At 67.7% G+C, this 17,610-nt stretch carries 16 protein-coding genes; 9 read left to right on the top strand and 7 right to left on the bottom strand.

Annotated elements, in window-relative coordinates:
* Positions 1–199: 199 nt before the first annotated feature.
* Both IT182_08450 and IT182_08445 read left to right on the top strand, forming a co-directional pair.
* Positions 200–1,267 (top strand): hypothetical protein, encoded by a 1,068-nt coding sequence (locus tag IT182_08450; protein ID MCC6163364.1) that lies wholly within the window; start codon positions 200–202, stop codon positions 1,265–1,267.
* Positions 1,268–1,448: 181 nt separating this feature from the next.
* The gene (locus IT182_08445; protein ID MCC6163363.1) at positions 1,449–1,817 is read left to right on the top strand and encodes a gamma-glutamylcyclotransferase; all 369 of its coding nucleotides are present in this window, start codon (positions 1,449–1,451) and stop codon (positions 1,815–1,817) included.
* 77 nt (positions 1,818–1,894) lie between these two features.
* On the opposite strand, the gene IT182_08440 is transcribed toward IT182_08445, so the two are convergent.
* Both IT182_08440 and IT182_08435 read right to left on the bottom strand, forming a co-directional pair.
* Entirely contained in the window at positions 1,895–2,251 is a 357-nt protein-coding gene (locus IT182_08440; protein MCC6163362.1) for a PilZ domain-containing protein, read from the bottom strand.
* A gap of 136 nt (positions 2,252–2,387) precedes the next feature.
* Complete coding sequence (locus IT182_08435) at positions 2,388–5,537, bottom strand: TonB-dependent receptor (protein ID MCC6163361.1); 3,150 nt, start codon at positions 5,535–5,537, stop codon at positions 2,388–2,390.
* A 514-nt stretch (positions 5,538–6,051) separates the two neighbouring features.
* Between IT182_08435 and IT182_08430 the strand changes: the two genes are divergently transcribed.
* Entirely contained in the window at positions 6,052–6,801 is a 750-nt protein-coding gene (locus tag IT182_08430; GenBank protein MCC6163360.1) for a carboxypeptidase regulatory-like domain-containing protein, read from the top strand.
* Entirely contained in the window at positions 6,795–9,047 is a 2,253-nt protein-coding gene (locus IT182_08425) for a TonB-dependent receptor (protein ID MCC6163359.1), read from the top strand. Before IT182_08430 ends, IT182_08425 begins: the two co-directional genes overlap by 7 nt.
* 105 nt (positions 9,048–9,152) lie before the next feature.
* On the opposite strand, the gene IT182_08420 is transcribed toward IT182_08425, so the two are convergent.
* Entirely contained in the window at positions 9,153–9,911 is a 759-nt protein-coding gene (locus tag IT182_08420; GenBank protein ID MCC6163358.1) for a tetratricopeptide repeat protein, read from the bottom strand.
* 103 nt (positions 9,912–10,014) lie between these two features.
* On the opposite strand from IT182_08420, the gene IT182_08415 reads away from it, so the two are divergent.
* The 4 genes from IT182_08415 to IT182_08400 are packed head-to-tail and all read left to right on the top strand — an operon-like array spanning position 10,015 to position 12,068.
* The gene (locus IT182_08415; GenBank protein MCC6163357.1) at positions 10,015–10,329 is read left to right on the top strand and encodes a hypothetical protein; all 315 of its coding nucleotides are present in this window, start codon (positions 10,015–10,017) and stop codon (positions 10,327–10,329) included.
* Positions 10,326–10,679 (top strand): hypothetical protein, encoded by a 354-nt coding sequence (locus tag IT182_08410; GenBank protein ID MCC6163356.1) that lies wholly within the window; start codon positions 10,326–10,328, stop codon positions 10,677–10,679. The genes IT182_08415 and IT182_08410 overlap by 4 nt, the downstream gene beginning before the upstream one ends.
* Before the next feature lie 55 nt (positions 10,680–10,734).
* Positions 10,735–11,274: a GTP cyclohydrolase I FolE gene (gene folE, locus IT182_08405; protein ID MCC6163355.1), complete on the top strand. Its 540-nt coding sequence runs from the start codon at positions 10,735–10,737 to the stop codon at positions 11,272–11,274.
* On the top strand, positions 11,271–12,068 hold the full coding sequence (locus tag IT182_08400) for a glycerophosphodiester phosphodiesterase (protein ID MCC6163354.1): 798 nt from the start codon (positions 11,271–11,273) through the stop codon (positions 12,066–12,068). Before folE ends, IT182_08400 begins: the two co-directional genes overlap by 4 nt.
* Here the strand turns inward: IT182_08400 and IT182_08395 are convergent.
* From IT182_08395 to IT182_08380, 4 genes are read right to left on the bottom strand one after another with little or no spacing between them, the layout of a single operon-like run.
* On the bottom strand, positions 12,010–12,750 hold the full coding sequence (locus IT182_08395) for a hypothetical protein (protein ID MCC6163353.1): 741 nt from the start codon (positions 12,748–12,750) through the stop codon (positions 12,010–12,012). The two genes, IT182_08400 and IT182_08395, sit on opposite strands and share 59 nt — an antisense overlap.
* Positions 12,747–13,268, bottom strand: a complete 522-nt coding sequence (locus tag IT182_08390; GenBank protein ID MCC6163352.1) for a hypothetical protein — start codon at positions 13,266–13,268, stop codon at positions 12,747–12,749. Before IT182_08390 ends, IT182_08395 begins: the two co-directional genes overlap by 4 nt.
* Complete coding sequence (locus tag IT182_08385; protein MCC6163351.1) at positions 13,265–15,733, bottom strand: iron-sulfur cluster-binding protein; 2,469 nt, start codon at positions 15,731–15,733, stop codon at positions 13,265–13,267. The genes IT182_08390 and IT182_08385 overlap by 4 nt, the downstream gene beginning before the upstream one ends.
* Complete coding sequence (locus IT182_08380; GenBank protein ID MCC6163350.1) at positions 15,733–16,485, bottom strand: (Fe-S)-binding protein; 753 nt, start codon at positions 16,483–16,485, stop codon at positions 15,733–15,735. The genes IT182_08385 and IT182_08380 overlap by 1 nt, the downstream gene beginning before the upstream one ends.
* Before the next feature lie 116 nt (positions 16,486–16,601).
* On the opposite strand from IT182_08380, the gene IT182_08375 reads away from it, so the two are divergent.
* The gene (locus IT182_08375; GenBank protein ID MCC6163349.1) at positions 16,602–17,597 is read left to right on the top strand and encodes a Gfo/Idh/MocA family oxidoreductase; all 996 of its coding nucleotides are present in this window, start codon (positions 16,602–16,604) and stop codon (positions 17,595–17,597) included.
* The last annotated feature ends 13 nt before the right edge of the window (positions 17,598–17,610 follow it).

Raw genomic sequence — 17,610 nt, 5'->3', positions numbered from 1 at the left:
CCGGCAACCGGCACCCCGGCAACGGGGTGCTCCGGCCGGGAGCTCCGGTTGCCGGGTTGCCGGATGCCGGTTGCCCGCCGTGAGGCCCCGGTTGCCGGTTGCCGGGTTGCCCGTTGCCGGTCCCTGCAGTGTTCTTCCCGTCGGGAACCTCCTTCCCGCCGTTTACGTTACAGTGGCTATTGCGCAGGAGTGAATGCCCATGAGCACAGCCAGGACTCGCTACACGCTTCTCGGTTCGGCCGCCATTCTCGTCACCGGACTGGCCGTTGGCACGGTCGCTTATATGGGCGGGATGCCGCGGGCGCTGGCCAGCAACGCCGGCCCTGACGAACTCTCCCTCGTACCCGCCGGCGCCGCCGTCGTCGCCTACGCCAACGTGCAGGGCGTGATGACGTCCGAGTTCCGCCAACGCCTCACCACCCTCCTTGACGATGCGGGGAAGGGGAGGGAGGAGTTCCAGGAGGAGACGGGCATCGATGTGGAGCGCGACATCGACGCCGTGATCGCCGCCCTGTCGCCTGCGTCGACGCCTGGCGCGATGCACGAGACGGGCTTCGTCGCGCTGCGTGGCCGCTTCGACACGGGGCGCATCGAGTCGCTGGTGGCCAACAAGGGCGGCCGCCTCGACGAATACAAGGGCGCGCGCCTGCTCGTGGGGAAGGATCACGGCGCGCCTGCTGACGAGGAGAGCGTGCCCACGGTGCCCCGCCACGTGCGGCCCATCATCGCGCTCGTCAACACCAACCTCGTCATCGTCGGCGCCGAGCCGGCGGTGAAGGCCGCCATCGACCGCTCCTATGGCGAAGGCACGGCCAGCATCCTGAGCGACGGCGAGTTCCTCCGCATGCTGGAGAGCGTGGACCAGAACTCCACGGTGTGGGCCATCGGACGCCCGAACGTGCTGCAGGGCCGCGGTGAGATTCCGGCCCAGGTGATGCAGCAGATGCCCGAGGTGAAGTGGTTCGCGGCGTCGGGCCACCTGAACGGCGGGCTCCAGGCCACCATCCGCGCCGAGGGCAAGGACGAGGCCGCCGGCAAGAACATGCGCGACGTGGTGCAGGGCGTGCTCGCGCTGGCGAGGCTCCAGATCGACAGCAAGCCCGAGTTCGCGCCGCTGCTCAACACGGTGCAGGTGGAGAGCGTCGGTAACGGCGTCGCGCTGCACGTCACGTTGCCTGCCGAACTGCTCGACACGATCGTCACGCACGCGCGCGCCACGCACGACGACCACGCCCGCCGCGTGCTCGAGCCCCGCGCCGACGACTGACACACGCACGCGCGTCTTCCGCGGATGGACTCACGGGCTGGAGGGGCGACAGCCCTCTCCAGCCATGTGACGTGTCCGGGCCGTCCGCGTCGCTGGTACTTCTGATACACTTCGACGTTTGAACACGGCAGGACACAACGGCGGGGACGTGCGTACCGCGGCCTTCTTCTACGGCACCTTGATGACGGGCTTCGACCGGCGCCGCCGCGCGGGCATCGAAGGCAAGCTCCGTCATCGGCGCCGCGGCTCGATTCGCGCCACGTTGTACGACCTCGGCATCTATCCGGCCGCGATTCCCGATCCCGACGGCTGTGTGTGGGGCGAAGTCTACGAGATGGACGACCCCGTCACGGTGCTCGCCGCCCTCGACGAGATCGAAGGCTACCGCGAGGACCACGTCGATCAGAGCCTCTACACCCGCCATCTCTATCCCGTGCAACTCGATACGGGCGAGACCCTCGATGCGTGGGTGTACTTCTACAACGCCCCCCTCGGCGGCGCCCTCCGCATCGACTCAGGCGACTACCTGCAACACGTCAGAATCAGATGACCCCGGGGCTTCGGAGCACGGGCAGGGCCGGCCCGCCTTCGCGCCGGTAGCGCTACGCCGCGGCCCAGCCGTCTCACTCAGTGAATCTCGCCGTGTTCCGCGGCGAACGGGGACATGACGGCGCGATCGAGGAAGCGCTCGATGGCCTGACGGGCGACGGTGGGGACGTCGAGGAACTCCACTCCGGACGTGTAGACCACCAGGTCATCGTCCAGGGTGCGGACGCTGGAATGGCAGACGCGACCCTTGAGGACCACCGTCTGGTCGCCGAGGTTGAAGCGGAAGGCCCTGATCGAATTGACGCGCAGCGGTTCCGGCGTCTCCACTCGCGCGCCGCGCGGCGAGAGATCGCTCACCTGGAGCGGCCGGTAGACGGTGACCTCGCCACTGAGGCCGTTCGGAAGCGGGGTGCGCGGACGCTGACGTTGATTCATCGACATCGGAGGGACAAGCGGACCGTCGGTACCGTAATCGGCACGAATCCCCTCGTCCTTTACCCGTGCCGAAAACGAACGGGTCCGGCGGGGCAGTCCCCACCGGACCCGTTCTGTCGGAGAGCGACGCGTCGGTCTAGAAGTTGAACTTCACGCCGACACGGACCGTGCGGGGGCCCTGGAACGAATTGGCCATCCCGTAGGCACTGTCCCTGCGCTGCGGACTGGCGGCGTTGGCCAGATACGCTTCGTAGTTCGAACGGATCCCGTTGGTGAGGATGTAGTTCAGCGCTTCAGGCTCGTCGGCCACGTTGAGACCGAGCGTCGAGATGCTCGGGTTCACGCCGGCGTTGACGTTGTGGAGACCCAGCGTCCGCTTCGAGTCGAACAGGTTGAGGACGTTGAACTCGAGCGCCAGTGTCCTCGCGCCACCCAGACGCACGCGGTGCGAGAGCATGAGGTCGGTCGCCATGAACATGGGCGTGCGGCCCATGTCGCCGCGGCCGTAGGCCATGGCGGTTGCGTAGAACGTGTAGAACGTCGTCATCGGCGTGCCCGACTGGAACGTCGTGAACGCGGCCACGTTGGTCGACTGACGATCACCCCAGTTGAACTGGTAGACGCCGCTCGCGTTGAACACGTGCGGACGGTCCGTGGCGAGCGGGCCGTTGTCGGGCGTGCCGTCGAGCGTGAATCCCAGGTGCGGCAGGTCGAAGAAGCGGTTCACCGCGGGCGAGGTGCGGCCGTTCTCGTCCGAACTGGCCAGACCCGAGTAGTTGCCTTCCAGGCGGCTGAAGATGTACGCCAGCTGGTACTGGAAGTTGTTGGCGAAGCGGCGCTCCAGGCGCGTCTCGAGCGTGCGGAACACGCGCTCCGGCTTGGCTGTCTTCGCGTAGCCGAACTGCTTGGAGGTGGCCAGGTGCAGGCCCTCGCCGGGGTTGCCGATGATGTAGGCCTCGGATCCCTCGGGCGTCGGGAAGCCGGCGTCCTCGATGGCGTGGTCCACCGACTTGCGGCTGAAGCGCACGCTGAGGACCGTCGAGCGCATCAGCTCGCGCTCCATACCCACCGTCCACTCGGTCTGCGTGAACGGCTTCAGATCCGGGTCCACCTTGCCCGTGTAGATGTCGGCGGCCGGGTCGTTGGACGCGATGCGGTAGTCGTACTGGCACCGCGAGAGGCCCGTCGAGTTCGCGATCGGGCACTGCCCGCCCATCACGTCGGCGTTGCTCCCGAGGACGACGCTCGGCGTGAAGGAGGTGTACGCGAGGTTCTGCGGGAAGATCTCGAAGTAGTCCACCCGGTAGAAGTCGCCGCCGAACGAACCGCGCGGCAACTCGAACTTGAGGCGGTCCTGGAACCTGTTGAAGCTCGCGAACGCCTTCGTGCGGCCATCGCCCGTCACGTCGTACGCCACGCCGAGACGCGGCACGACCTTGTCGCCCCAGCCGAAGTTGATCGGCGGCGCATAGCCGTTGTACGACGGGAGGTCTTCCTTCTCCAGGCGGACGCCCGCGTTGATCGTCAGGCGGTTGGTCGGCTGCCACCGGTCCTGGAAGTAGATCGAGTGGGCCGTGTTGGAGGCGGCACCCACCGTGCCGAAGCGGAGATACAACCCAGCGCCGATCGCGTTGGCAGACACGGCGTCGTCGCGGCCGGTCAGGTCGTTGATCGTGTAGCCGTAGTACAGGTCCAGGCGCCCCGTCTTGGTGTAGCCGGACTCCACGGCGTTGGTGACGCGCGAGAACTGGTGCCCGACCTTGAACTGGTGGCGGCCGCCGAGATTGTCCACGTCGAACGCGATGGCGTTGTCGACCGTCCAGCGCTCCGAACTGTCTTCCATGATCTGGGAGTTGCCCGACGGCAGATTGTCGAAGCCGAGCGAGCACCCCGCGCCGGGCGGCGGCGCCAGGCCGACGCAGCGGTATCGGGTCTCGTTCGGGATGCTCTTCGAGCCGAGGAGTTCGTTGAGATACCCTCGCGCCACGCGCGACGTGAACAGCGCTCGACCGCCGATGGTCCAGTCGCCGCCGAGATTGAAGTTGACGCCGTCGCGCTTGCCGCCCTGGCGCTCCGTGAGGTTGTGACCCGTCAGGATGCCCGTCGATCCGCCGAAGTTGACAGTCGGCGGCAAGTTGCCGAGCGAGATCTGGCTGTGCGGGAAGACACCGTCCTCGATGTACGGGTTGTACGTGTAGCTGCCGTTCAGGCGCAGCGAGTTGGTCGCCTGGAGGTCCAGGCGGCCCATGAAGAACTCGCCCTTGCGCGTGCGCGTGTAGGTTTCTTCGGCGGTCTTCGTGCGCGTGCGCGGGTCCGACGTGAAGTACTCCGTCGTGCGCTCTTCCTTGTGGATCTGGGGCGCGTAGCCCGCGAAGAACCACAACTTGTCGCGCATGATCGGACCGCCCAGGCTCAGCATGGGGTAGTAGTACGAATAGTCGTCCTTCTTGTCGTTCAGGTACTCGTTCACCTGCACGAACGCCGCACCCGTGCCGGTGCGGAAGCGATTCAGGCGGCCGCGCGGATCGCCAGCCAGACTCGACGGCTCGAACTCGATCCCCGCGTTGCCGCGGAAGCTGTTGGTCCCGCTCCGGGTCACGACGCTGATCACGCCGCCCGTCGCGCCGCCGAACTCGGCGTTGAACCCCGACGTCTTGATCGACATCTCCTGCACGAACTCGAAAGGCAGGTTGTTGTTGGAGTTGAGGACCCCCGTGCGGTAGTTCGACGTCTCGAGGCCGTCGAGCATGAACGAGTTCTCCGAGCCGCTCGCGCCGTCGATCTGGAACTGGCCGCTGAGTGGCTCGGCACGTGCCGCCGGCGACAGCTTGAAGAGGCTGCTCATCGTCGTGCCCTTCGGCAGGTTCTCGATGGTGGCCGCCGTGACGTTGGTCTGGATGGTGGTCTGGGCCGTGTCCACGCGCGCGGCGTCGGCCTGCACCGTGATCTGTTCGGCCACGCCACCGACGCTCAGCGCGAAGTCGACGGTCGTCGTGCGGCCGACGGCCACCGACACGCTCTCGGCCAGGCCGGTCGCGAACCCATCGAGTTGGGTCGTCATCCGGTACGTCCCCGGCGGGATCGCCGCGAACCGGTAGCGGCCCTGCCCGTCGCTGACCTGAATCTGATTGACGGCGCCGCCCTCGAGCTTCACCGTGGCCCCCGGAATGGCCGCCTTCGAACTGTCGGTGACCGTACCAGCCACCGCCCCCGTGGTCTCCTGGGCGAGTGCCGGGGTTGCGCAGAGCACCGCTGCCAGCAGCACCCACATTGCGCGACGAATCATGTCCTACCCTCCTGAAAATACGGGACCTCGCTGAATGCGGGATCGAGGTCCTCTGGATGGACAGGGCAGCCTTGGGACCGCTCGTCCGTTCCAGTGGACGAAGCGGTGCTTGCATGGTGTGTACCGGATCGCTGGTGTGACGAAACCGTGACTATTCGCGAGTTTCCACAAGGAATTCGTCGAAGATCCATTATTTCGAATGACAATGATCTGATAATTTGAATGTATATTTACAGGGCTTCTGAAGTAGCGGCATGGACGGTTCACACCTGTACGCTGCCGATCCAAATGTTCAGATCACCCATTCGTCACATTGGATGAGTCTGACCTGACCCGCATCCGCCCGCGGAAGCGATCGCGTCCGAAAGCGCTGGTCGCGCGGCACCCGCACCGGCCTGGCGCTCCGGCGCGAAGGGGCATCGATATTGCACTCATGCGGGCAATTGTGGGCTCGGCGAAGGGACGACAACCCCTCTGGCGGGTCTCGAATACGCACTTCTCGAAGGGATGGACGATGAAGAATATTGTTGGATTGTGTGCGGCGGTGCTGGCACTGCTCGCCTCGCCGGTGCTGCCCCATGCGGGCGCACAGGCCGTGAGCGTGGGCACCATCGAGGTGCTCGTCACCGATACCGACGGCCTGGCGATGCCGGGCGTCACCGTCACGGCGTCTGGCGCTGACGTGACGTCGCAGCGCGTGGCGGTCACCGACGCGCAGGGCCGTGCGCTCGTGGTGAGTCTCGAGCCGTCGGCGCGCTACACCGTGACCTCCGAACTCGCGGGGTTCACGCCGACGCGTAACGAGAACGTCCTGGTCCGGTCGGGCCAGACGACGACGCTGCGCGTGTCGCTGGCGGTGGGCGGCCTCACCGAGACGGTGCAGGTCACGAGCGAGACGCCCGTCGTCGACGTCAAGAGCGCCGTCACCGGCGCCGACATCACGCTGCAGCTCACCGAGTCGCTCCCGACGGGCCGCTCGTACCAGAGCTACCTGCAGTTCGTGCCGAGCGTGTTCCCGACCAACGACCCCACGGGCGCTGGTAACCCGGCGGCGCGCGGCGGCATCAACTACAGCGACGTCGGCGGCACCATCGGCACGTCGACCGACAACTTCTACTACTTCAACGGCATCAACATCACCGACCCGGTGGGCGGCACGTTCGGCTCGAACCTGAACACCGAGATCATCCAGGAGCAGAAGGTGCTCACGGGCGGTATCCCGGCCGAGTACATGGGGACGCCGGCCTGCTGTCCAACGTGGTGACCAAGTCGGGCAGCAACAGGTTCCAGGGCACGGTCAACTACTACTTCCAGAACGCGAGCCTGGTGAGCGAGAACAAGAACGCGCCGTCAGACGAGTTCTCGTCGTACGACACGGCGGTGACCATCGGCGGACCCATCCTCACCAACAAGGCCTGGTTCTTCGGCAGCTACCGTCAGGTGAACCGCGAGGACGACGTCACGGCGCAGGACACGCAGGCGTTCATGCGCAGCGTCGAACGCACCGACAAGCAGGGGTACCTCAAGGGCACGTACGCGCCCACGTCGAACGACACGATCACCGGCATCTACATGAGCGACCCGACGACGATCTCGGGTTCGACGACGCGTACCACGCTCAACGCGCGCAACTCCTCCAGCGAGTCGGGCGGCTACAACTACAGCGTCGGCTACACGCGCGTCTTCGGGAACGTCCTGGCCGACCTCACGTGGCAGAAGCACCAGGCCGACCTCAACACCCTCTCGACGATCCGCGAGTCGCTCAACACGATCGTCTATCGCGGCACCGACAGCCGCACGCTGGCCGACGAACAGCTTGGCGGGGCCGGTACCGACTCGATCACCGAGCGCAACTCGAACTCCTTCCGCGGATCGCTGCAGTGGCTCTTCGGACGGCACCTCGTCAAGGGCGGTTTCGAGTACCAGCTCGCCGAGAACTTCCGCAACTCGCTGCGCATCAACAACGTCGGCTATACGGCATCGCTGGCGCCGCACCTGGCCGGCACGACGGCCGGACAGATGGCCGCCGGCGGGTTCTCCGCGCGCGCGTTCAACACCGGCGCGGCCAACGACTACACCGGCCTCATCGCGAACATCAACGCCGCGCCCAACCGTCAGTCGTTCTACAACCGCTACGACCTGAACGGCGACGGGACGATCGCCGTGGCAGAGCTCAACTCGGCACTCAGCTACTACGACACGAACGGCAACCCCAACGGCGCGATCAACTACTCGCGCACGCTGCAGGTGCAGGACGGTCCGCAGCTCACGCAGACAAAGGGCGCCACGCTCTTCGTACAGGATCAGGTCTCGCTCGGCCGCCTGACGCTCAACCTCGGCGTGCGTGCCGAGCAGTGGCGCCACTTCGCGACGACCGGTGAGAACATCTACACGTTCGACTGGAACATCGCGCCGCGCCTCAGCGCCACCTACGACGTGCTCGGCAACGGCAGGCACAAGGCGTCGTTCTACTACGGCCGCTACTACGACCCGGTCCGCATGGGCATGACCAACTTCGCCGGCACGCTCACCGGCGCCATCAGCCATGAGCAGGTCTACATCAACGACCAGTGGCTCACCTACCGCATCCGTGGCGGCCCGGTGCAGCAGGACGCGTTCTTCGCCCCGACCACCAAGACGCCGTACACCGACGACTTCCTCGTCGGTTACGAGGTGGATCTCGGCAAGAACATGAGCTTCGGCACCAACTTCGTGTACCGCCCGACGCGCGACATCCTCGAGGACTACGACCTGTCGCTCTACGCGTACGCGACGGACGGCAGCCAGGCGTACGGCGACATCAACGCGCCCGACTCGCTCTGGCTCGGCCTCGACTACTTCGGCTACGACAGGAACCCGGGCTCCAACTTCGTGATCGCCACCCTCGCGGGCGGCAAGCGCGACTACAAGGGCCTGGAACTGAACTTCCGGAAGCGCTACGCCGATCGCTGGCAGGCGCTGGTCAGCTACACGTACAGCCACGCCTACGGCAACACGAACTCGGACTCGAACGCCGACTACCAGGGCGACGTGCTCTTCCTCGACCCGCGCGCGCCGCACCAGTGGGCGCGTCAGCCCGGGAGCATCCCGCACCTGCTGAAGATCGCGGGTTCCTACACGTTCCCGTTCAACCTCGAGGTCGGCGGTGGTTACCGCTGGAACTCGGGCTCCATCTCGAGCCGCACGGAGATCTGGGGTGCCCGTAACCTGCCCGAACAGGTGAGTACGCCTTACGTGTGGGGCGGCGCACTCGAACAGTGGCTCGAACCCAACGCCGTCGGTTCGCTCGACAACCCGTCGTGGGGGCAGCTCGATCTGCGCCTCTCGTACCGGAAGACCGACAGCACCTTCAAGCCAGAGTTCTTCCTGGACATCTTCAACGTCACCGACAACCAGGGCAGCATGCGTAATCAGGACATCGTGACGGGCCGCGGCGCCATCGCCTTCGGCGACCCGCTCGTGTGGGTCCAGCCGCGCCGCCTGTATCTGGGCGTCCGTCTCGGCTTCTAGGGCGAGACGCCGGCGCCATGCGCCGGGACCTCCGTAGAGACACGAAGGGCGGGGCCAGATGGTCCCGCCCTTCGTGCGTCCGGTCGCCTGCGCCGACGGCTCACGTCATCGCCGGCCCGTCGTGCGTCCCCTGCCGAGTGCCTGGAGCCTGGCCTGCGCGCGCGACTTGTACAGGCGGTCTTCCGGACCGTACTCCTTGTGAACCGGCGTTTCGAGCACCTGCTGATACAGGCGGCGTGCCTCGGCCGGACGGCCCTCGGTCTCGTAGAGTTCGCCGAGGAAGTACAGCGTGACGGAGGATTGCGGGGCGTAGGTCAGCGCCTTGCGCAGGTGCTGTTCGGCCCTGGCGGCGCTGCCGCCGAAGAGGCCGGGCACCTTGTGGTACCAGCGGCCGAGGGCCCGGTCCGCGGATCCCTCCATGTAGCTCGGGTCGATGATCAGGACGCGCTCCAGCGCCTGCTTGATGCGTGTGCGGTACCTGAGTCCCTGACGCAGGCCGTACGACTCGGCGAGCGCGCCCATGGTGGCGGCCATCCAGAAATGGCCTTCGGGACGCGTCTCGTTGAGCGCAATCGCGTCGGCCGCCGCGGCCATGCCGGTCTCGAGCCACATGCGGCGCTCGGCGTCACGCCCCTGCGTGCCGAGGAAGTAGCTCATGCGCGCCAGCTTCCAGCTCCCCACGAAGTCCTGCGGAGCGGTCCTGTGGTGCGTCAGGTAGTGCTCGGCGGCCTGTCGTGCGGCAACGGGATCGTCACGCCGCGCGTAGAGCGCATCGGCCGCCGCAAGCGTCTGTCCCGCCGCGTGCGGAGACACGCAGAGCACCATCGCAGCCGTGACCGAGACAGACTTGAGGCAGACGCGCATCCGAACCCTGCTGGACCACCGTGCGACGGATCGTAACCCGGACCGCCTCCGCTACAATCGCGTTCACCAGATGCGACGCGTCACGCCAGACACACCCACGACGATGGACGACCTCCGCGCAATGGCCGCTGGGCGATTCGGGGATCTGGTCAAGGCGGTAGTCGATCTGCGCCGGGACGTGATGCTGGTCGATGCCGAACTTCACGCGGATCAGGAGGCCGCGCTCCTGGCGGAAGGAGCGCAACAACACGACCTGTGGGGCATCAACCTGTACCCGGACATGTCCGGTGCCGACTGGCTCGAGTTCGACTCGGTGATCAATCTGCGGCCGTCGTTCGGGAACCGGTCCAGGAGCGTGGACGACCCTGCTACCCAGGAGGCCATCGTGCGGCTGGTGGAACGGTTGGTGCGCCGGTGACCGAACCTCGCCATCGTGATCTGGCAGCGGGGCGCTGGTACGGACTCACGCTCTGCGAGCAGTTGGGGAACGTCGGCAGCGAGATCAGCCGCGCCAACAAGTGGTCCGGTCGGAACACCGACCTGTCACGCAACGCGTTCCATCGCGCGCTCGAGTTGATCGACCTGACCATGGCGGACCCTCGCCATCGTCAAACGCCGGCACGATTGCGCGAAATCGCCAGGATGCGCGAAGTGGTAGTGGACTTCTTCGCCGGCCCCAACGAGTACGCCTCGACGGCTGCGTCCCTGCAGCGCTACTTTGACGCGTTTGCCACCGCCGCCCGGATTCAGTCGCTCGCCGCGCGCTGATGGGTGGGGCCGGGCAGGCCGGGAAGACCGACGTCCGATCCGGTAGACTGGCCTGATGCAGACGCTCATCCGGACCCTGCTGGAACAACTTGGCGAGGATCCTGACAGGGAGGGGCTGCGCAGGACGCCCGAGCGGGTGGAGAAGTCGCTGCGGTTCCTGACCGGCGGATATGCGGCTGACGTCAGCCAGATCATCAACGGCGCGCTCTTCACGGTGGACTACAGCGAGATGGTCATCGTGAAGGACATCGACTTCTACAGCCTCTGTGAGCACCACATGCTGCCGTTCTTCGGCAAGTGCCACGTGGCCTACATCCCGCGCACGCGCGTGGTGGGGCTCAGCAAGATCCCCAGGCTGGTGGACGTCTTCAGCCGCCGCCTCCAGGTGCAGGAGCGCCTCACGAACGAGATCGCCGAGTGCATCCGCGAGATTGTCGATCCCCTGGGCGTTGGCGTGATCATGCAGGGCACGCACCTGTGCATGGCGATGCGCGGCGTGGAGAAGCAGAATTCAGCCACCGTCACCAGCGCCATGCTCGGCACCTTCCGCAGCGATGCCCGGACGCGGGCGGAGTTCCTGAAGCTGGCCGGATGACCCACGCTGTCCTTTCCCACGACCATCCCCTGGTCTTCGCCCATCGCGGCGGGTCGCGACTGCGGCCGGAGAACACCATCGCGGCCTTCGACAACGGGCTGGCGTGCGGGGCCGACGGGCTGGAGTTCGACGTGCGGTTGTCACGCGATGGCGTGGTGATGGTGCACCACGACGAGACGCTCGAACGCACGACCAACGGCAGCGGACCACTCTCGGCACAGACCGCCGACGCGCTGGCGCAACTCGACGCCGGCTGGCACTTCACGGACATCGACGGCCAGGCGTGGCGCGGCAGGGGCTGCACCATCCCGCGACTCGACGAGGTGCTCGCGCGCTATCAGGACATCCCGATCGTCATGGAGTTGAAGGGGCGCGACCCCGACGTCGCCCGGCAGGCCGTCGCCGTCGCGCGTGCTGCCGGAGCGATCGATCGCATCTGCTTCGCGGGGTTCGAGGACGCGGTGGTCCGCACGGCGCGTGCGGAGGGCGCCGACATCGTGTCCAGCGCGGCGCGCGAAGAGATCCGCTGGTTCCTCTATCGATCGTGGGCCGCATGTGCGCCGCGACACACGGCGTTTCAGGCGATCCAGGCACCGGAGAAGGCGGGCCGCCTGCGTGTGGTCTCGCCGCGACTGGTGCGCGCCGCCACGCGGGCGGGTCTGCCTGTTGCCGTCTGGACCGTGGACGACCCCGCCGACATGACGCGCCTGCTCGACTGGGGCGTGCGCGGACTGATCAGCGATCGTCCCGATCTGGCCGCACGAGCCGTGCGTCAGTGGTGGGCCGCTCGCTGACGCGCGTGTCCTCACCCGGCAACAGCACGAGGGCGAACAGGTACGCCAGGATCACCACGAACGTCACGTACGCCGTCGCCGGTCCATGCGGCGTGTAGCCCAATGCGCCGAGCGACACGCCTTCGAGCAGCGTCGTCACGACCTTGCGCGCAAGGCTGCCGGCGGGTGCGTAGAGCGCGTCGAGTACCACGTACTTCAGGACGAACGCCGACAGCAGGACCACGCCGAGGCTCTGCATCGCACGTGCGCGCGTGGGGCGCGCCGCGAGCGTGTTGACGAGCAGCAGCAGGAAGAACACGGCGGCGAGCACCGACAGGAGTCCGGACTCGGGTGACAGTGCGGTGAAGATCTGTGCGGACGCCACGAGCAGCGTGACGAGCAGCACGGCACCGTTGGCGTTGGCCAGTCCCTGTCGCTGCGGTCCGACGAGCACCCACGGCGCCACGACACCGGTGCGGACGAGCACGCCGAGCAGCAGGATGCCGAGCACGAGCGCCATGGGCGTCGGCGGAAGGAATCGCCACGCGCCGTCGGTCACGCCGGAGCGGAAGCCGCCACCCGCCGAGACGAGGATCAGCAGCGTGGGCAGCACCACCGCTTCACGCACGGCGAGATGCGACCATGGCAGCGGTCGCGACGCGACCGCCGTCATGCGTACGGGATGCTCGTCGTGACCGTTCATCGCCGCTCCCGCAGCACGCGGAACGGGTTCAGGTCCGTCACGTCGCGCGTCAGTCCGCGTTCGAACTCCGCCTTCAACTCGTCGCCCGTCTGCATGCCGAGGCCGGCGTCGTCGACCCGCAGGCGACCGTCCGGCGCCAGTGCGATCGCGCGGTTCACCGTCGCCAACCCCTTGGCAAACAACGCATCGTCACTGTAGAAGCGGCCCCAGCCCTGCCGGTAGTAGCTGTAGGCGACGAAGAACTGCGTGCGCGCGTCGCGTGCGGCCGGGTCGGCGCGCGCGAACGCGGCGCGGGCCTCGACGAACTTGTCGGCGTCGAAGTACTGGCGTCCCTGATCGAAATCCGCCTGATTGATCGCGTACGCACCGACGGTGGCGGCCACGCTACCCGTCAGTTCGTCGAGGCTCGTGGGCTGGTGCACGAAGAGCCACAGCAGCGCGACGCAACCCGCCGTCGCGAGGGCGAGTCCGCCGCCCCGCACGACGGTTTCACGCGCTGCTGGTGACAGGCGGTTCATCCCACGAATACCACATGGACGAGACGTGGGCCGTGGACACCGCGCGTGAGCGACATCTCGATGTCCGCGGTGCGGCTGGGCCCCGTCACGACCACGACGTTGGTGCTGTCGCGCGGCAGCAGGGGCGCGGCGGCGATCATCTCGGCGAGTGTCGCACGCAGGCGGTCGACGCGTACCAGCACGACGTGGATGGGCGGCAGCAGCGACACGAGCCGTCCGCGTCCCTCGCCGTGGAGCAACACCACCGAGCCCGTGTCGACGAGCGCCGCATCGGCGCCCGTCACGCCGACGATGGCGGCGTCGAGGCGCGCGTAGTCGGTGAGGCGCGTCGACTGGTCGGCGTTGACGTACGCGTCGAGGCGCGGCGCGCCGCGCGCGTCGAGCAGCGCCGGCAGGTCTGGCAGCGGGAGATGCGCGGCGTCCCACGATACGAACGGTGCGGCGTCCTCGCATCCGTCGCGGCGCCACTCCGGCGCTGTCAGGTAGTCGAGCACCACGGCGGCCGCCTCGTCGGTCGACGCCACGCGAGACACGCGCCCACCCACGGCTTCGCACGCCGTGGTGAATCGGGCGATCGCCTCGTCGACGTCGAGCGTGGGTGCCTCCTGACCGAACGCCCCCGGATGCGCCACCTCGGCACCGCGGGTGTCGAGTTTCTCTCTGAGCGATCGAGGGAACAGATCGACGACGTGTGTCGGCCTGGCTCGGAGAGCCGGTCCTGCCGTGAGATGCGGCTGATGGCTGCTCTGTTCCATTGCCCGCTCCGCGCTGTCCGGTTGCCGGTTGCCGGTTGGCGGTTGCCGCTCCGCACTGTCCGATTGCCGGTTGCCGGTTGGCGGTTGCCGTTCCGCGCTGTCCAGTTGCCGGTTGCCGGTTGGCGGTTGCCGTTCCGCGCTGTCCGGTTGCCGGTTGCCGGTTGCCGGTTGCCGTTCCGCGCTGTCCGGTGCCCGGTGCCCGGTGCCCGGTGCCCGTCTGTGTCGCTCCGTGAACGTCTCGCGTGCCATGGGCGGGAAGTGGCGATGGCGGGTCCAGCCGGCAAGCGGCCCCGGGAGCCTGTCGAAGCCGGTCGGGCCCAGCCAGTTCGACACGCGTCGCGCGGCGGCCGATGCGAGCCTGAACAGGCGCGGGTGCGTGGCGAGGACCCGGAACACATGTAAGCCATCGCCGACCCATCGAGGCGTGTGGCCGCCGGTCTCCGCGTCGGCACGCAGCGCGAGGAGCATGCGCGGGATGTCGATGCGGACCGGACAGGCGTCCTTGCACGCGCCGCACAGGCTGCTTGCCTGCGGCAGTTCGGCCCACGGATCGAGTCCGAAGGCGCCCGGCGTGTACACGGCGCCGACGGGCCCCTGGTAGACGCTGCCGTACGCGTGTCCGCCGATCTCCTGATAGACGGGACACACGTTGAGACAGGCCCCGCACCTGATGCAGTACAGGATCTCCTCGAGCTCCGTGCGCAGCAGGCGCGAGCGGCCGTTGTCCACGATCACGACGTGCAGATCCGACGGCCCGTCCGGATCGCCCGCACGACGCGGACCCGTGATGACGTTCGTGTACACCGTCAGCGGCTGTCCCGTCGCGCTGCGTGCGAGGAGCCGCAGGGCCTGCGTGAGGTCCGCCGTCGTTGGCACGATGCGTTCGAGCCCCAGCAGCGCCACGTGCAGCCGCGGTGCCGTCGTCGAGAGCCGGCCGTTGCCTTCGTTCTCGATGAGGCAGAGCGAGCCCGTCTCGGCCACGGCGAAGTTCACACCGCTGACGCCCATGTCCGCGGCGAGGAACTCGGCGCGCAGCATGCGTCGCGCGAACGCCGTCATCTCGGGGATGTCTGCGACCTCCGCGTCGGTTGCGTGCAGTTCGCGTCTGAACGTCTCGGCCACCTGTTCGCGCGTCTTGTGGATGATGGGCGCGATGATGTGCGACGGCACGTCGCGATCGAGCTGCACCACGTATTCGCCGAGATCGGTCTCCACCACGCGCATGCCTTCGGCTTCGAGTGCGTGATTGAGCAGGACCTCCTCGGACACCATCGACTTGCCCTTCACCACGCGCTGCACGTCGTGCGCGCGCGCCAGGTCGACGACAAGACGCGTCGCCGCGGCGGCATCGGCGGCGAAGTGGACGTGGGCGCCGGCGGCTGTCGCTGCCCCGACGAACTGGTCGAGGTATCGACCGAGATTCGCGAGGGTGTGCGCGCGAATCCGGCGTACGTGATCGCGAGTGACGTCGCCGTCGGGCATCGCGCCGAACGCCGTGCGGCGCGCGTCGACCATGCGACCCGTCGCGCGGTCGAGCGCGATCTGCAGGCTGGCGTCGGCGATGGCCTGCGTCGCTCGTCTGTGGAACGGCAGCGGCGAAACGTCCACGCCCGCCGCCAGGCTCCGGTTGCCGGTTGCCGGTTGCCGGTTGCCGACAGTGATGTCCCGATGCCCGGTGCCCGGTGCCAGGTGCCCGGCCCTGTCACTCATCACTCCCGGCCTCCGAGCACGTCGGCGATGTGGCGCACGCGTACCGCCTGTTGGCGCCTGTCGAGCCCGCCCTGCATGTGCATCGCGCAGCTGACGTCGGTCACCACGATCGTGTCGGCGCCCGACGCGGCAATCTGGCGGCACTTCCTGTCCAGCATCGCGCCCGAGATGTCGGGCAGCTTCACCGCGAACAGGCCGCCGAATCCGCAGCACGTGTCGGCTTCGGGCAGTGGCACGACGCGCGCACCGCCGACGCCGGCGAGCAGTTGCCGCGGCTGCCTGTCGATGCCAACACCGCGCAGTCCGTGACAGCACGCGTGATACGCGAGCGTACCGTGCGCGGTGCACGGGATGGCGTCGACGCCCAGCACGTCCACGAGGAACTGCGTGAACTCGAACGTGCGTGCGGCGAGTGCCAGCGCGCGCTCGACCCACACGGGGTCGTCGGCGAGGAGTGCCGGCGCCTGGTGGACGAGCATGTCGGTACACGACCCCGACGGCACCACGACAGGTGCCGGATCCCGTTCGAGCAGCGCGATCGTGTACCGCGCCATCGCCGCCGCATCGTCTCGCGCCCCGGCGTTGCACGCGGGCTGTCCGCAGCACGTCTGATCCAGCGGCACGATGACCTCGAGACCCTGCCCTTCGAGCACGCGCACCATCGCCTCGGCCGTGTCGGGCGAGAAGTGATCGACGAGGCAGGTGACCAGTACCTGCACGCGCGTGGGCCTGCTCCCGGAAGCCGCAGTCATGTCCGCGCCCGATTATGGATCGCGTTGACGCGCGTTTCGTGCCCGGTGCCCGGTGCCCGGTGCCCGGTGCCGGTTGCCGGTTGCCGGTTGCCAGATTCCCGTGACACTCTCTCCCGGTGACAGCTTCTCCTTCGCCGTTTCGTTGGGGCATCCTCGGCGTTGCCAGGATCAACCGTGCGCTCGTGGGACCGCTGGCCTCCAACGGGCACCAACTGCTGGCCGTTGCGTCGCGCACCCTCGAACGCGCGTGCACGTACGCCGACGAGAAGGGCATCCCACGCGCGTACGGCAGCTACGAGGCATTGCTCGCCGATCCCGACATCGACGCCGTCTACATTCCGGTACCACACGCGTTCCACGTCGAATGGGCCGCGAAGGCCGCTGCGGCCGGCAAGCACGTGCTGGTGGAGAAGCCGATCGCGCTCGAGAGCTCGGGCGTGCGCACGCTGCAGGCGGCCGCGCGTGAGCACGGCGTGGTGATTGCCGAGGCGTACATGTATCGGCATCATCCGCTCGTGGCACGCGCGTGCCAACTCGCGCACGACGGCACGATCGGACGCCTGCAGGGCGTGCGCGGCATGTTCACGTACGTGCTGGACCGCGAGCACGACACGCGGCTGAACCCCGACCACGGCGGCGGGAGTCTGTGGGACGTCGGCTGCTATCCCATCTCGTTCGCGCGCACCATCGTCGGCGCGCGTCCCCTGTCGGTGTCGGCGTCCGCCAGATGGTCGCCTGCGAACGTCGACCTCACGTTCTTCGGGCAGATCGTCTTTCCGGACGCCATCGTCGCGCAGGTCCACAGCAGCTTCGAGTCGCCGTTCAGGACGGAGGTCGAGATCATCGGCAGCGAAGGGCGGCTGTTGATCAGGCATCCGTTCAAGCCTGACGCTGTGGAGACCATCGAGGTGATCACGGCGGCGGGGACGTCCACGATCACCGTCGAAGGCCCCGTGCTCTATCAGGGCGAGGTGGACGATGTGCGCGAGGCCGCGCGGACCGGTCGCGCTCCGCTCGTGACGCTGGAGGACAGCCTCGACAACACGGACGTGCTCGTCGCGCTTGCTGAAGCCGCGCGTCGCGGGACCGTCGTGGCGGTGCCGCAGGGGTGAAGACGGGTCCTCC

The organism is Acidobacteriota bacterium, assembly GCA_020845575.1.
Taxonomy (GTDB): Bacteria; Acidobacteriota; Vicinamibacteria; order Vicinamibacterales; family Vicinamibacteraceae; genus Luteitalea.
Note: the sequence above shows the minus strand (reverse complement) of the source record. Positions and strands in the feature narration are given on the sequence as shown.

Excerpts from the sequence above, each read along its gene's own strand:
- IT182_08430 (MCC6163360.1), top strand. The coding sequence starts at position 6,052 with ATGAAGAATATTGTTGGATTGTGTGCGGCGGTGCTGGCACTGCTCGCC.
- IT182_08390 (MCC6163352.1), bottom strand. The coding sequence starts at position 13,268 with ATGAACCGCCTGTCACCAGCAGCGCGTGAAACCGTCGTGCGGGGCGGC.
- folE (MCC6163355.1), top strand. The coding sequence starts at position 10,735 with ATGCAGACGCTCATCCGGACCCTGCTGGAACAACTTGGCGAGGATCCT.
- IT182_08450 (MCC6163364.1), top strand. The coding sequence starts at position 200 with ATGAGCACAGCCAGGACTCGCTACACGCTTCTCGGTTCGGCCGCCATT.
- IT182_08395 (MCC6163353.1), bottom strand. The coding sequence starts at position 12,750 with ATGAACGGTCACGACGAGCATCCCGTACGCATGACGGCGGTCGCGTCG.
- IT182_08380 (MCC6163350.1), bottom strand. The coding sequence starts at position 16,485 with ATGACTGCGGCTTCCGGGAGCAGGCCCACGCGCGTGCAGGTACTGGTC.
- IT182_08400 (MCC6163354.1), top strand. The coding sequence starts at position 11,271 with ATGACCCACGCTGTCCTTTCCCACGACCATCCCCTGGTCTTCGCCCAT.
- IT182_08445 (MCC6163363.1), top strand. The coding sequence starts at position 1,449 with ATGACGGGCTTCGACCGGCGCCGCCGCGCGGGCATCGAAGGCAAGCTC.
- IT182_08385 (MCC6163351.1), bottom strand. The coding sequence starts at position 15,733 with ATGAGTGACAGGGCCGGGCACCTGGCACCGGGCACCGGGCATCGGGAC.
- IT182_08440 (MCC6163362.1), bottom strand. The coding sequence starts at position 2,251 with ATGAATCAACGTCAGCGTCCGCGCACCCCGCTTCCGAACGGCCTCAGT.
- IT182_08415 (MCC6163357.1), top strand. The coding sequence starts at position 10,015 with ATGGACGACCTCCGCGCAATGGCCGCTGGGCGATTCGGGGATCTGGTC.
- IT182_08435 (MCC6163361.1), bottom strand. The coding sequence starts at position 5,537 with ATGATTCGTCGCGCAATGTGGGTGCTGCTGGCAGCGGTGCTCTGCGCA.
- IT182_08420 (MCC6163358.1), bottom strand. The coding sequence starts at position 9,911 with ATGCGCGTCTGCCTCAAGTCTGTCTCGGTCACGGCTGCGATGGTGCTC.